The organism is Methylobacterium sp. B4, from assembly GCF_003201865.1.
GTDB lineage: Bacteria > Pseudomonadota > Alphaproteobacteria > Rhizobiales > Beijerinckiaceae > Methylobacterium.
The window spans coordinates 1-13943 of the sequence record NZ_QJJJ01000005.1; the positions used below are offsets into that span (position 1 = coordinate 1).

The 13943-nt window shown below is 67.1% G+C and carries 13 protein-coding genes, 1 pseudogene and 1 riboswitch; of the genes and pseudogenes, 10 read left to right on the top strand and 4 right to left on the bottom strand.

The features are described from left to right. Nucleotides 1–94: 94 nt before the first annotated feature. Nucleotides 95–256 (bottom strand): annotated as a pseudogene (locus BY998_RS08795) (LysR family transcriptional regulator); the annotation flags it as partial. 141 nt (nucleotides 257–397) lie between these two features. Here BY998_RS08795 and dctA point away from each other — a divergent pair. The 9 genes from dctA to BY998_RS08840 all read left to right on the top strand — a co-directional run bounded on the left by dctA (nucleotide 398) and on the right by BY998_RS08840 (nucleotide 9077). After that, a complete protein-coding gene (gene dctA / locus BY998_RS08800; protein WP_110351274.1) occupies nucleotides 398–1729 on the top strand; it encodes a C4-dicarboxylate transporter DctA in 1332 nt (443 codons plus the stop codon). A 65-nt stretch (nucleotides 1730–1794) separates the two neighbouring features. After that, the gene (locus BY998_RS08805; protein WP_110351275.1) at nucleotides 1795–2958 is read left to right on the top strand and encodes a mandelate racemase/muconate lactonizing enzyme family protein; all 1164 of its coding nucleotides are present in this window, start codon (nucleotides 1795–1797) and stop codon (nucleotides 2956–2958) included. Between the two features lie 106 nt (nucleotides 2959–3064). Continuing rightward, nucleotides 3065–3673 carry a VOC family protein gene (locus BY998_RS24710; protein WP_245421536.1) on the top strand — a complete coding sequence of 203 codons (609 nt, stop codon included), beginning with the start codon at nucleotides 3065–3067 and terminating at the stop codon, nucleotides 3671–3673. Nucleotides 3674–3783: 110 nt separating this feature from the next. Continuing rightward, a complete protein-coding gene (locus BY998_RS08815) occupies nucleotides 3784–4068 on the top strand; it encodes a hypothetical protein (RefSeq protein WP_110351276.1) in 285 nt (94 codons plus the stop codon). Nucleotides 4069–4405: 337 nt separating this feature from the next. Beyond that, complete coding sequence (locus BY998_RS08820) at nucleotides 4406–4903, top strand: MarR family transcriptional regulator (RefSeq protein ID WP_110351277.1); 498 nt, start codon at nucleotides 4406–4408, stop codon at nucleotides 4901–4903. Next, on the top strand, nucleotides 4900–6930 hold the full coding sequence (locus tag BY998_RS08825; protein WP_110351278.1) for an FUSC family protein: 2031 nt from the start codon (nucleotides 4900–4902) through the stop codon (nucleotides 6928–6930). Before BY998_RS08820 ends, BY998_RS08825 begins: the two co-directional genes overlap by 4 nt. Continuing rightward, complete coding sequence (locus tag BY998_RS08830) at nucleotides 6927–7136, top strand: DUF1656 domain-containing protein (RefSeq protein ID WP_110351279.1); 210 nt, start codon at nucleotides 6927–6929, stop codon at nucleotides 7134–7136. The genes BY998_RS08825 and BY998_RS08830 overlap by 4 nt, the downstream gene beginning before the upstream one ends. 45 nt (nucleotides 7137–7181) lie before the next feature. Continuing rightward, nucleotides 7182–8129, top strand: coding sequence for an HlyD family secretion protein (locus BY998_RS08835; RefSeq protein WP_110351280.1), 948 nt, complete (start codon nucleotides 7182–7184; stop codon nucleotides 8127–8129). Between the two features lie 60 nt (nucleotides 8130–8189). Continuing rightward, nucleotides 8190–9077 (top strand): VOC family protein, encoded by an 888-nt coding sequence (locus tag BY998_RS08840; RefSeq protein WP_110351281.1) that lies wholly within the window; start codon nucleotides 8190–8192, stop codon nucleotides 9075–9077. A gap of 24 nt (nucleotides 9078–9101) precedes the next feature. On the opposite strand, the gene BY998_RS08845 is transcribed toward BY998_RS08840, so the two are convergent. The 3 genes from BY998_RS08845 to BY998_RS08855 form a co-directional block, all read right to left on the bottom strand. Further along, nucleotides 9102–10373 carry an amidohydrolase gene (locus BY998_RS08845; RefSeq protein ID WP_110351492.1) on the bottom strand — a complete coding sequence of 424 codons (1272 nt, stop codon included), beginning with the start codon at nucleotides 10371–10373 and terminating at the stop codon, nucleotides 9102–9104. A gap of 191 nt (nucleotides 10374–10564) precedes the next feature. Further along, nucleotides 10565–11194: a trimeric intracellular cation channel family protein gene (locus BY998_RS08850; protein WP_110351282.1), complete on the bottom strand. Its 630-nt coding sequence runs from the start codon at nucleotides 11192–11194 to the stop codon at nucleotides 10565–10567. A 71-nt stretch (nucleotides 11195–11265) separates the two neighbouring features. Beyond that, nucleotides 11266–12000 carry a L,D-transpeptidase gene (locus BY998_RS08855; protein WP_110351493.1) on the bottom strand — a complete coding sequence of 245 codons (735 nt, stop codon included), beginning with the start codon at nucleotides 11998–12000 and terminating at the stop codon, nucleotides 11266–11268. A 308-nt stretch (nucleotides 12001–12308) separates the two neighbouring features. Further along, nucleotides 12309–12398: riboswitch (glycine riboswitch) on the bottom strand. Between the two features lie 1014 nt (nucleotides 12399–13412). On the opposite strand from BY998_RS08855, the gene BY998_RS08865 reads away from it, so the two are divergent. Then, on the top strand, nucleotides 13413–13862 hold the full coding sequence (locus tag BY998_RS08865; protein ID WP_110351283.1) for a GreA/GreB family elongation factor: 450 nt from the start codon (nucleotides 13413–13415) through the stop codon (nucleotides 13860–13862). The last annotated feature ends 81 nt before the right edge of the window (nucleotides 13863–13943 follow it).

Genomic DNA, 13943 nt, shown 5'->3' on the forward strand with positions numbered 1-13943 from the left:
GCGTCGCCCGCTGCGTCGCCGATCAATGGAAACCATGCCGCCAGTGGGTCCTTTTTGGACGCCGATCCCGGGTCCCTTTTCAACGCCGATTGACACCTTGGGGGGCACGCACGAACAGTGGTGTGCCGACCCAGACCTCCAGGGCTCGGATGCGGCGGCTGAATGCGGGCTGGGTCACGTTCCGGGCCTCGGCCGCCCGGGAGAACGTCTTCAGCTCCGCCAGCGCCAAAAAGTCCGTGAGCCAGTCGAGATCCATGCCGATGCCGTTTGCGCATAGCGTGAACCGAACATGGCATTGGCCAGCCCGGCAAGTCCAGAACTATGTTGCCGGCAAGCTCCCGCGTGAGGAGCCATGTGCCTAGCAAAATTGAGCACAATCACCGGGAGGTAAAATGCCATGAGAGATTGGCTAAGCCGGCTCTACGTTCAAGTTTTCATTGCTATCATTATCGGTGGTCTGGTCGGGTATTTTCTGCCCCATATCGGCGTCACGCTGCAGCCGCTGGCCGACGGCTTCATCAAGCTGATCAAGATGCTGCTAGCGCCGGTCATCTTCGGCACGATCGTGGTCGGCATCGCCAAGATGGGCAACATGAAGGAGGTCGGACGTATCGGCGTGCGGGCGCTGATCTACTTCGAGGTGGTCTCGACGCTCGCCCTCATCATCGGCCTCGTGGTCGTCAACGTCATGCAGCCTGGTGCCGGCATGAACATCGACGCCACGCACATGGATAGCAGCGCCATCGCCGGCTATGCCAAGCGGGCTGAAGCCCAACCTGGCATCATCGGCTTCCTGATGGACATCATCCCCTCAACGATGGTGGATGCCTTCGCCAAGGGCGCCATGCTGCAGATCATTCTGATCTCGCTGCTGTTCGGCCTTGCGCTGGTCCAAGCGGGCGAGCGCGGCAAGCCGGTGGTGGTCGTCATCGACAGCTTGCTCGACGCGCTGTTCCGCATCGTCGGCATGGTGATGCGTCTCGCCCCCATCGGTGCTGGCGCCGGCGTCGCCTTCACCATCGGCAAGTACGGCTTCGGCACGGTCTGGTCGCTCGCCTACCTTATGCTCGGCGTCTACGCGACTTCGATCCTGTTCGTCGGCCTCGTGCTCGGCGCAGTCTGCACCTGGACCGGGTTCTCCCTCATCAAGGTTCTGAGCTACTTCAAGGACGAGATCCTGATCACCTTCGGAACCTGCTCCACCGAGGCCGTCATGCCGCGCATGATGGCCAAGCTGGAGCGGCTGGGCTGCGAGAAGTCCGTCGTCGGCCTCGTCCTGCCGACAGGCTATACCTTCAACGCGGACGGCACCTGTATCTACCTCACGATGGCGGCGATCTTCGTCGCCCAGGCCACCAACACGCCCCTCGGATTCGGCGACCAGCTCGTCGTGCTCGGCGTGCTGTTGCTGACCTCAAAGGGCTCAGCCGGTGTGGCCGGCGCCGGCTTCGTTACCCTCGCCGCCACCCTGTCGAGCATCAACACCGTCCCGGTCGCGGGCCTCGTCCTGCTGCTCGGCGTCGATCGCTTCATGAACGAGGCGCGGGCGGTGACGAACCTGATCGGCAACGCGGTCGCCACCATCGCCGTCGCGAAGTGGGAGGGCGCCTTCGACCATGCCAAGGCCGAGGACGCTTACCGCAACCGGGCTGCCGTCGCTGCCGAGGAGGTCATCCCTGAAACGGAAGCTGGGCACGCCCTGCCCCGTCCCGCGGCCACTGCCTACTGAGCCTGCCGATCCCCTCGATCACCTACTAACGCGCTCAACCTGCTCACACTTCAAGGAGAACACCCATGCGTATCGTTGACGTCTGCGAGGTCACCAAGCCGATCTCGTCCCCCATCCGCAATGCCTACATCGATTTTTCGAAGATGACTGCGAGCCTCGTGGCTGTGGTCACCGATGTCGAGCGCGACGGCCGCAGGGTCGTCGGCTACGGCTTCAACTCGAACGGCCGCTACGGCCAGGGCGGCCTGATCCGCGAGCGCTTCAAGAACCGCATCTTGGAGGCCGACCCGAAGAGCGTCCTCAACGAGGCCGGCGACAACCTCGACCCGCACAGGCTGTGGGACGTGATGATGACGAACGAGAAGCCCGGTGGCCACGGCGAACGCTCGGTGGCGGTCGGCACCCTTGACATGGCAATCTGGGACGCGACCGCCAAGATCGCCGGCAAGCCGCTGTTCCGCCTCCTGGCCGAGCAGAAGGGCGTCGAAGCCAACCCGCAGGTGTTCGTCTACGCGGCCGGCGGCTACTACTACCCGGGCAAGGACGACACCCAGTTGCGTTCCGAGATGCGGGGCTATCTCGACCGCGGTTACAACGTGGTGAAGATGAAGATCGGTGGTGCGCCGATCGAAGAGGATCAGCGCCGCATTGAGGCGGTACTGAAGGAGATCGGCTCGCAGGCGCAGCTCGCGGTGGACGTCAACGGCCGCTTCAACCTCGAACAAGGCATCGCCTACGCCAAGATGCTGCGACAGTATCCGCTGTTCTGGTACGAGGAGGTTGGTGACCCGCTCGACTACGCGCTGCAGGCGGCCCTGTCGGAGTTCTATCCCGGCCCGATGGCCACCGGCGAGAACCTGTTCTCGCATCAGGACGCCCGCAACCTGCTTCGCTACGGTGGCATGCGCCCGGACCGCGACTATCTGCAATTCGACTGCGCCCTGTCATACGGCCTGGTCGAGTACCTGCGCACCCTCGACGTGCTGCACCAGTTCGGCTGGTCGCCCTCCCGGTGCATCCCGCACGGCGGTCACCAGATGTCGCTCAACATCGCGGCTGGCCTCGGGCTCGGCGGCAACGAGAGCTACCCGGACCTGTTCCAGCCCTACGGCGGCTTCCCGGACGGCGTGAAGGTCGAGAACGGCCACATCGTCATGCCCGAGCTGCCCGGCATCGGCTTCGAGGGCAAGTCGGACCTGATCAAGGTCATGCGTGAACTGGCCGAGTAAGGCGATCCGGATCGGGCGGCGCCGTGGGCGCCGCCCGGCTGGTCCTGTGGCGACGCGGGGACACGCCGCGCACAGTCTTGATCAATCCGACAGGACCCTGCTCAACGTGGACGTACAGGCTGTTTTGAACGCCCTGACCGATGAGTTCATGAGTACGTCAGTGGTCAAGGTGAGGGCCGGCATAGCCAGTACGGACCGGAACACGGCCGCCCTCGCCGCCTGCCTGGAGCTGGAACGCCAGGGGCTGGCCGAACACATCGGCTGTCTCACCCGCTCCAGCCTACGGTGGAGGCGGACAAGCTATCGGCCCGACAGGATATCTTTGCCTATGAACGTCCGTTGCGATCACGTCCATCTGCGCAGCCGCAATGCCGTCGCTGCCGCACATTTTTACATCGATGTCTTCGGTGCCCGTGAAATCCGCCGTGACGGCTCGCCCATTGTCACCCGCGTGACGATCGACCTTGGCGGCCTGACCGTCTTCATTGAGCAGGCCCCCGAGGGAACAATGCCCGCGTCAGCTCAGCCGCATCTGGGAATCGAGCATATCGGACTTGGCGTCGCAGACATCGAACAGGCCTATGCGCATGTTCAGCAGCACGGCATCGAAATCATCTCAGGGATCAATGACGTAAATCCCAGTCTGCGCACGGTCTTCATCAAGGGTCCAGACGGCGCCATCATCGAGTTGCTGCAGCGGTTGCCCCATCCCTGAGGCAGGCCGCGGCGGTCCGATCGAGGACCGCTCGTCACCGCACCCTGGAACCGGACGGTTCAATCAGCCAGCACTGTACATCCCCGATCTGGACCGGGAGAGCACCGCCGATGAAGCCGGACGTCCTGCTGCTCAAAGCCATCTTGCCGGATAAGATCCGGGCACTTGAGGTCCGCTTCACCCCGCACCGGCTGGATCAGCCAGCGGATCGAGACGCCTTTTTGGCGGCCGTCGGACGCGACATCCGAGCGGTCGTGGTCGGCGGGCAGGCGCCGGCCACACAGGCGCTGTTCGCGCACCTGCTCCACCTGGAGACCGTTGCAAACTTCGGCGTCGGTTACGACACGATCGACGTCATCCTGACCCCAAGCGGACATCCGAGCGCCCGCGGATGAAGGTCCGGATGGGGTGGCGAGCGGTAGTTCAGCAGACGGGTGCTGAACGGTAGGACCGCGCCACAAGCGGTCATTCGAGTCGAGCCGTTGGAATGGCCGTTAGACCCCGGGGAGCTGCCATTGGTATGGAATGGCCAGTCCTGGCGGCCGCAACATTCTGATGGTCCCGTTGCCCTGGTCCGGCGCCGCCAGCCGGCAAGGCTAAACCGGCTAAGCCGCGCCGAGCCAACCCTAGACCGACGAGACCATTGAAATGGCACTCGCAAATCGATAGGCTGCTAATTAATATGCGGAAGTTGAGAAAGTGTCCCGGCTCAGTCCGGAGGGAAAAGGTCAGATGGCAGGTGAGGCCCTGAGCCAACAGTGGTTGACCTATACCCACGCGCTTCTCCTCTCTGGCCGCCAGTGGAGGCGGCTCGCCAACGCCACCACGGACGCGCACGGTGTCTCCGAGGCGAAGGCGTTGCCGCTGGTGCTGATCGGACGTCTGGGTGGCGAACCGCGCCAGACCACCCTTGCCGAGGCCGTCGGCATCGAGGCCCCGTCGCTCGTGCGGCTCTTGGACCAACTCGAAGCTGCCGGTCTCGTCATGCGCAAGGAGGATCCGACCGACCGTCGCGCCAAGGTCCTGAGCCTCACCGGCACCGGACGCTCCGTGGTCGCGCGGATCGAGTCCGACCTCGACCGATTGCGGCAGGCGGTGTTCTCTAAGGTGAGCGCGTCCGACCTGGAGGCGAGCCTGCGGGTGTTCCAGGCCATCCAGGACCATCTGGGCGGTCCGCCCGAACCGGATGCGTCCCGGAACAAGGTCGCGCACGGCGAAGCCGCGGAATGACCCTGCCGGGCTGGCGCGACTGGGCGTTCTCGCTCAAGACCTTCGCGGCGGCCATCCTGGCCCTGTTCCTGGCGTTCTGGATTGACCTGCCGAACCCCTACTGGGCGCTCGGCACGGTCTACATCACCAGCCAGGTGCTCGCCGGCGCCACGCGCTCTAAGGCGCTATACCGGGTGCTTGGCACGCTGCTGGGCGCGGCCGTGAGCGTCGCTCTCGTGCCGAACCTCGTGAACGCTCCGGAGCTTCTCACCCTGGCCGTCGCGCTCTGGGTGGCGACGTGCCTGTACTTCTCGCTGCTCGACCGCACCCCGCGCAGCTACCTGATGATGCTTGGCGGCTACACGGCGGCCCTGATCGGCTTCCCCGCTGTCGGCGATCCCGGAACGATGTTCGACGCCGCCGTGGCCCGCGCCGAAGAGATCACGCTCGGCATCCTCTGCGCCAGCCTCGTGAACACGGTCGTGCTACCGCAATCGGTGGCGCCCGTGATCACCGCCCGGCTTGACCTGTGGCTGCGCGACGCCCGGGCCTGGGTCATCAACGTCCTCGGCCGCACCCGCACGGCGAAGGATACCCAGGCAACGCGGCTGAAGCTGGCCTCGGACGCCGTTGCCTTCGACGCCCTGGCGACACCCCTGCGCTACGACATGACCGGGGCTGAGCGGTCGGCCGAGGCAATGGCGACGTTGCGCCAGCACATGCTGATGTTCCTGCCCATCGCCTCCGCGGTCTCGGACCGCATCGAGACGCTGGAGCGGGCGGGCCCCCTGCCGCAAAGCCTGCGCTCCCTGCTCGACAACATGACCGCGTGGCTTGCATCCGGATCCACCGACCAGGCGCAAGCCGACCGCATGAAAGCCACCGCCGACGCGCTCGAACCCGCCCTCGGCGAGCGACCATCCTGGGATGCCTTGGTGCTGGCGAGCCTGCTGGCGCGCCTGCGCGACTTCATCGACCTGCGCCAGGACGCCCGCATCCTTCAACGGCACATCGCCGACGGGACGCCGGTTACCGAGGACATGACCTTCCGCTACACCGCCGCGGCGCGCACGATCCGCCACCGTGACCATGGCATGGCGCTGCTGTCGGCGGTGGGCGTGTTCCTGACCATCCTGGTGACTTGCGCGATCTGGATCGCGACCGGATGGCCGCACGGCTCAGCCGCTCCGATGATGGCGGCGGTCGGCTGCAGCTTCTTCGCGGCGCAGGACGACCCCGCGCCGTTCATCGTCAGCTTCGCCAACTCGGCCATCCTCGGCGCCCTCGGGGCCGGCGCCTACCTGTTCGCGATCCTGCCGCTGGCCACCACCTTCGAGATGCTGGCCCTGGCGCTGGCCCCGGCGCTGCTGGTCTGCGGGGTGTTCATGGCGCAGCCGAAGACTGCGCCGCTGGTCATGGGCGCGGCGGTCAACGGCTCGGCCATGATCGCCCTCCAGGGCAGCTACAGCGCCGATTTCGCCGCCTTCGCCAATTCCTCCATCGCGGTCGTCGTCGGGATGTGGGGGGCCGCCATCGTCACGCGCCTCGTCCGCTCGGTCGGGGCCGGCTGGTCGGCCCGGCGCCTGCGCGGCGTCAACCGCCGCGAACTCGCCCGCGCCGCCGAGCGCCAGGGCGCGCAGAACGGACTCGAACTCGCCGCCCTCATGCTCGACCGCGTCGGCCTGATCGCGCCGCGGCTCGCCGCCCTGCCGTCCGACGACGCCGAGTGGACCGCCGACCTCCTGGCTGAAGTCCGCGTCGGCATCAACGTGGTGGAACTCAGGCGCGACCGACGCCGATTGCCGAAGGCGGCGCGGGAGGCGGTCGAGGCGCTGCTCACCGCTCTGTCGCGCCACTTCCGGGCAAAGCCTGAGACCGCCGGGCCGGACCTGCTCGATACCATCGACGCGGCGCTCGACGCCGTCTCCGCCGAGGCGCGGCAGGCGCCGGGGCGCGCGGCGCTTATGGGACTTGTCGGCATCCGGCGCGGCCTGTTTCCCGGCGCAGCCCCCTATCGTTCGACCCCGCAATCGGAGCGCGCGGCATGACGGGCGAGTTCGACCTCTACGGCGTCTTCGTGCCGAGCCTGGCCGCCTGGATGCTGATCGCCTTCGCGGTCAGCCTGCCGCTGCGGCGGCTGCTGGCCTGGGCCGGCTTCTACCGCCTCGTCTGGCACCGGCCCCTGTTCGATCTCGCCTTCTACGTCGTGCTGCTGGGCGCCGTCGTCGCGGTCGCGGTGCCGCTCACCTCCTGATCGACCGGCGCGCCCGACCACGTCCCAGACCTTCCGGAATTCCCAATGCCTCGGTTCCTCGCCCTCTCGTTCCGCCTCCTCGTCACCCTCGGGATGGTCGCCGCGGCTATCGTCGTCGGGTTGGCGCTGTGGGACTATTACATGGAGGCCCCCTGGACCCGCGACGGACGGGTGCGCGCCGACGTGGTGCCTGTGGCCCCCGACGTCTCCGGTCTCGTCACCGAGGTGTTGATCGCGGACAACCAAGTGGTGAAGCGCGGCGACGTCCTCTTCCGCATCGATCCCGACCGCTTCGCCCTGGCCCTGCGCCAGGCCGAGGCGGTGGTCGAGGGGAAGAAGGCGACCGCCGTGCAGGCCGCAGCCGATTACGCCCGCTACCTCAAGCTGAGCGACGCCGCGGCCTCGCAGCAGCGGGTCGAGGCGGCGCAGGCGGCCGACCTCGAGGCCAAGGCCGCCTATGGCCAAGCGATGGCCGACCGTGACCTCGCCAAGCTCAACCTCGACCGCTCCGCCGTGAAGGCCTCGGTCAACGGTCGCATCACCAATATGGGTCTGCGGCCCGGCACTTACGTGACGACCGGCCACGGTGTGATGGCCCTGATCGACAGCGACACCGTGCGGGTCGAGGGCTATTTCGAGGAGACCAAGCTGCCGCGCATCCATGTGGGCGACCGGGCCAGCATCCGCCTAATGGGCGAGACAGCGACGTTGACCGGCTACGTCGAGAGCTTCGCGGGTGGCATCGAGGACCGTGAGCGGACGGCGGGCTCGAACCTGCTCGCGAGCGTGAACCCGACCTTCGCCTGGGTGCGGCTGGCGCAACGCATCCCGGTGCGGATCAAGCTCGACGGCGTCCCCGACGAGACCCGGCTGCTTGTGGGCCGCACCGCCACGGTCGCGGTCGAACCCGATGGCGAGACCCCGCATTTCAGCCTGTTCGGCTCCTGGCGCGGAGCCCCGCCTCCCGCCGCCGGGGAGACCAAGGCCCGCTGAACGTTTTTCCCCGGAGCCCGCGTTCCAGGCACGCTTGCCCCACCGACCGGAGCCCGACCCATGAACGACCCCGCATCGAATCCCAGCGATGGCCGGAGCGACGGTATCCTGGCCAAAGCCCCGTACCGCGTCGCCTCGGTAAACCTCGTGGCGAACGACCTCGCGGAGATCGCGCGGTTCTACCAGGACGTCATCGGCCTCGCGCCCATTTCCCAGGAGTCGGGCACGGTTCGTCTTGGTGTCGGGGAGACCATCCTTCTCTCACTCCGGGCGGACCCGGATGCCCGGCCGTGGTCGCCGCGGGAGGCGGGCCTGTTCCACACCGCCTTCCTGCTGCCGACTCGCGCCGACCTCGGCGGCTGGCTCCGCCACGCGGACGCAGCCGGCATCGGGCTCACGGGCGCGGCCGACCATCTCGTCAGCGAGGCGGTCTACCTCACCGACCCGGAGGGAAACGGCATCGAGATCTATGTCGACCGCCCAGGGCCGGAATGGCAGTGGACGGAGGACGGCTCCGTCGTGATGCGCAACGAGCGGCTGGATCGCGCCGGCATCGTTGGTGCCGCCAACCAGCCCTGGGCCGGCATGCCGGCGGAGTCTTGCGTTGGGCACGTCCACCTGCAGGTCGGCGACCTCGACGCGACGGAACGTTTCTACGCCGGCCTGCTCGGCTTCGACGTCATGTGCCGCTATCCCGGCGCCCTGTTCCTCGGCTCAGGCGGCTACCACCACCAGCTTGCGGGCAACATCTGGAACAGCCGGGGGGCTCCGGTACGCACCGACGGGACGACCGGTCTCGCGGAGGTCGCCCTGTTCTCCGACGGCGAGACGTTGGAACGGGTCCGGCGCCGCTTCCGGGATGCCGGCCTTCCCCTCGTCGAGGACGGCGGGACGCTCGTCCTGCGCGATCCGTGGGGGGCGGGCCTGCGGCTCGCCCCGAACCCATGACGCTTTGGGACAGCGCTTGCCGCCTCAGCGCGGCGGCGAACCCGCGCTCGCAGGTGCCAGCCAAGGGCCGGCCGCCGCCAGCATCGTGTCCACCCCGGTGCGAAGGGTCGGCGTCAGGACGGGGGCGTATTCGGGCGAGTGGTTGGACGGGAGCGCGTTCAGCGTTCCGGTCCGCTCCGCCTCGGCGTACTTCTTCGGGTCGGTCCCGCCGACGAACCAGAACACCGAGGGCACGTCCCAGGCACGGGCGAAGACGGTGAAGTCCTCGCTGGCGTTCGCGCTAGCGGCCGGCTGGACCCGCTGCGCGCCGAACCGCTGCTTCAGCGCCTCGGCCACCTTGGCGGTCGCGTCCTCGTCGTTCACCGTCAGGGGGAACTGCCCCAGCATGGTGAGGAGCGGCGGCTTCGGGGCGCCCGAGATCGCGGCTTCCCCTTCGACCACTCGCTTGATCGAGGCCAGCACCTTGTCGCGCACGGCGTCGTCGTAGGTCCGGACGTTGAGCTGGAGCTGCGCCTCGTCCGGGATGATGTTGGCGCTGGAGCCGGCCTGTATCGACCCGACCGAAATCACGGCGCTGTCGGACATCGAGACCTCGCGCGAGACGATGGTCTGCAGCCGCATCACCGTCGCGGCCGCCATCACCACCGGATCGATGGCCGATTCCGGACCGGAGCCGTGACCGCCGCGTCCGTACAGCGTCACCTTGAGGCTGTCGCTGCGCGAGAGCACGGGGCCGGGGGCGAGGCGCACCAGACCGGCCGGGAACGGCAGGACGTGCTGCCCCAGGGTGACGGCCGGCTTCGGGAAGCGCTTGACCATGCCGTCGTCGACCATCGCCTTGGCTCCCTCGCCGATCTCCTCGCCCGGCTGGAACACGGCCATGATGGTGCCGCGCCACTTGTCCTTGTTCGCGGCTAGGATCTGGGTCGCGCCCATCAGCCACGTGACGTGCAGGTCGTGTCCGCAGGAATGCGCGATGGCCGTCTCCCGACCGGAGGCGGGATCGGTCCCCTTCTTCATGCTGGCATAGGGAAGGCCGGTGTTCTCCTTCATCGGCAGGCCGTCCATGTCGGCGCGCAGGAGCACGGTTGGGCCGTCGCCGTTGCGCAGGAGGCCGACTACGCCAGTGCCGCCCACGCCCTCGGTGACCTCGAAGCCCTGCTCCTTGAGCCACTTCGCGACGATGCCGGCCGTGCGCTTCTCCTGCATCGAGAGTTCGGGGTTGGCGTGCAGGTCCTCGTAGATGGCCTGCAACTTCGCGAGCTGTTCCTCGGTCGGACCGGGCAACCCCCTCATCTCGGCTTGAGCGAACGCATGGCTCGAAAGCGCTGCCAGGGACACGAATGCCGCCAGCGCAAGCCTGCGACGATGTTTGCCGATGAGCATCTTGGCTTTCCCTTGTGAATGGACCGCGCGGGCGGCCCGTCGTTGAAGACTGTCGCTTCAGGGTGCCTCGAAGTGAGCGAGCCGCGACGGTTCGGCCGAAATCAATGATAGGGGAGGCCGGCGCGAGGGCGATATCGCGGAAGCGTCAAACCGAAGCGGAGCGATGCGGCCCGCACCAGCAGGGCGATGGCAAAGCCGGTGCCCAACGCGCACTCGCGGGGGGCGTCGAGGAGGGTCAGACCCGCGAAGACCGCCGCGCCGGCTCCCGCGGCCGAGGCATAGATCTCGCGGCTGAGGATGACCGGGCTCTCGCCGCCGAGCAGATCGCGGATCACGCCCCCGAAGGTGGCCGTGACCACACCCATGACGATGGCGACGACGGGGCTCGCCCCTGCCTCAAGGGCCTTCTCCGTCCCGGCCACGGCGAACAGGGCCAGACCCAGGGCGTCGAGCCACAGCAGGTACCGATAGCGGGACTGCGGGATGTGAGCGGTGAAGAACACCAATCCCGCGACAGTTAGGCAGGTCAGCAGGTAGGCCGGTTGGACCGTCCAGAACACCGGCAGCCCGAGCAACAGGTCCCGAAGCGTGCCGCCGCCGATGCCGGTCGCCGTGCCGAGCACCGCGAAGCCGACGAAGTCCATCTCCTTGCGGGAGGCCGCAAGGGCGCCCGTGACCGTGAAGACGATCACGCCGATCCAGTCCAGGGTTGCGGTAGCAGTCGCGAACATCGTGTCTCGTCTCGGATTTCGACCACGCTCGACGTCGTGGGAACGGTGGTGCTCCGGCTCGTCTCAACGTCTCACCTGAAGAGCAGGACTTGGTTGTCCGAGCGGGGGCGCTCGTCCCACTCGCGCTGCACCATCACCTCGGGCTGCGAGGTCTTCACGATGACGGTCGTGCCGAGGGGGACACGACCGTAGAGGTCGAGGATGTCCTCGTTCAGGAGCCGGATGCAGCCAGAGGAATCGGTGCCGCCGACCGTCCAGGGCTCGTTAGTACCGTGGATGCGGTAGAGCGTGTCCCGGTCGCCCTGGTAGAGGTAGAGGGCGCGGCATCCGAGCGGATTGTTGACCCCCGGCTCGACGTAGCGGGGGATGTCGGGCCGGCGCTTCAGCATGGCCGCGGTCGGCCGCCAGCCCGGCCACTTCGCCTTGCGCTTGATCACCGCGATGCCTGACCAGGTGAAGCCGGCCCGGCCCACGCCGATGCCGTACCGGATCGCCGTGCGGTCCTCGCGCACCAGGAAGAGGAAGCGCTGGTGCGTGTCGATGACGACCGTGCCACCACGCTCCGCCCCATCGTAATCCACGAGTTGTCGGCGGAACTCCGGTGGTACGAGGGAGAGGTCGACCTTCGGGATGTTGAAGGGTTCGTCCGGGATCTCGCCGACATACCAGGCATCCCTGGTCCGCGGTGCTTCGACCGGCTGCGGCACCGTCGATGGTTCGGACTCGCTCTCCCAGAAGAAGGCCTGGGCCCGTGCCGGGGCAAGGACGGCGGCAGTGAGGAGGAAGGCGCGGCGGGTGGCCAACATCGGATGACATCCAGGATAGGGGGAGGCGCCGGCGCGCAGGACCGGACGCGCCGCATGGTCGATGCCGTGCGCGTCGCCGCCGCGGCCCACGGTGTGAGCCGGCCGGTGCGAATGGGAAGGTTGTGTCGAGCCCGAGGGCTCGGCGTGTCGGGCTATGGGAGCGTCATCGCGCAGGCCTCCAAGGTTGCTTCGCACGCCGCATGCATGCGAGCCCCCTCTGTCATCGGCCTGAGAGTTTCGACACGGCCTCGGGAGAGGCCACGCCTTACACCATCGGCGGGAGCTGCCGCTCCGCTTTCCAGAGTGTTGAACGACGTGCGGTCCGGGTGCCTGAGAGTTTCCGGGGCGGTTGCTCCTTCGGCGGCCGGTCCAAGCCGGCTCTCTCCCGCGCGTCGATGTCTCGTTCCTTCTAGCCTCAAACGATGCTGCGAGCCAGACAATTCGTTAGCTTGCGATCTAAAATGTGCGTCCGTGCACGTGACCGGTCCTGGACGAAGGCCGGGAACTGCCCGGCTTGCAGGCCGCACGCTATCGTCGGTGTGAATAGGCTTTTGCCTGGATGTGTGAAGTCGTGCATCACGCAGCCGGCGAAGGCCGCAGGGAGGCGACCATCACCAGGTTGTTCATCTCGGCGTCGTCGAGGACGAGAGCCAGCATCAACGGTGTCCCGGGCCTGTTTGGCCCCCATGCCGATCTGGGTGCTCTGACAGCGACCTCGTGACGAACTGAGCCAGCGAGGCCTCGGCGTTTTGCCGAAATATGAAGCCGGCGTGCGTTTTCCCCACGGCGCGGCGGATCATCCTTCCCAAGGGTTAGCAGAACTTTGTCCGGATGCTCGAAACCAGCTTTGGGTGCGCCCCGGTCCAGCGGCATCGACCACCGCCGGCCTACGTCTCATGGATCTAGGATGGGTGCCATCGGGCCTCTCGGCAGACATTCCGGTCCTTCGCGGCAGCTGTCCCGGATACACCGAGCGGGACGGACGCAGTTGCACCGTCGGCACGGGCCTACTTGCCCGCGATCAGGTTAGCTGCCCAGAGCAAACTACAGTTGAGGATTGCGGGGAACGGCATGACCCGACCAGGATTGGCCAACCGGCTGCGGGTGTCAAACGTACCCTGCCAGCCCCAGACCCGGGCACCTCGGCCCGGCTTGACACCGCCAGGCGCGACCCCAACGTTAGGAGCGTCATGTCGAACTGCATTCAGAGCATCCGCCTACTGGTACGCTCGGGCAGCCTGCAAGCAGGCTCCTAGCCCTGGCACTTTGCCGGCCTTTTCGTAGGCCACGGCCGAGGCCAGGGACGATCTCCAGCAACGCTTTCTTTCTTTCGTGTGGTCTCTTCTAGGAGACCGCCGGGGCCGCCTCCACTCGGATTACAGCGTGGAGCGGTCATGCTGTGAGGTGCCAGGATGCACGCGGTCCATGAACTTCCCCCCATTACCGTCACCACCCGCGACTTCGACCGGCTCGTGGCTCTCAGTCTCGATGCCCATCTGCGCGGCGACAGCCACGCCGACTTCCTGCTTTGGGAACTAAAGAGAGCGACTCTCTGCCCGCCCTGCGCGCTGCCGAGCGAAGTCGTCTCGGTCAATTGCCGGGTGCTCTACCGTCTCGACGACGAGCCGGGCGTGCGTGTTCACCTCCTTGCGCACCCCGATGACCTTATCAATCTGGCCGACGGGCTGTCAGTTGCGAGTCCGCTCGGGACGGCGTTGCTCGGGCTGCGCGTGGGCGACCGGATGCCGTTCTGCGATGATCGCCTCGGCACTCAGCACGTGGTGACGGTCGAGGGTATTGGCTTGCGTTTCGTCGACGAGCCGGTCCCTAGCCGCGGCCCGCTTACACCTCGCACGACTTAGGCCTCAACGGCTCGCCTGCGGCCTGCATGAGGCGGGTCTTATAATCGCCCGAGTACCCGCCTGCCGGCCTGTATCGAAGAT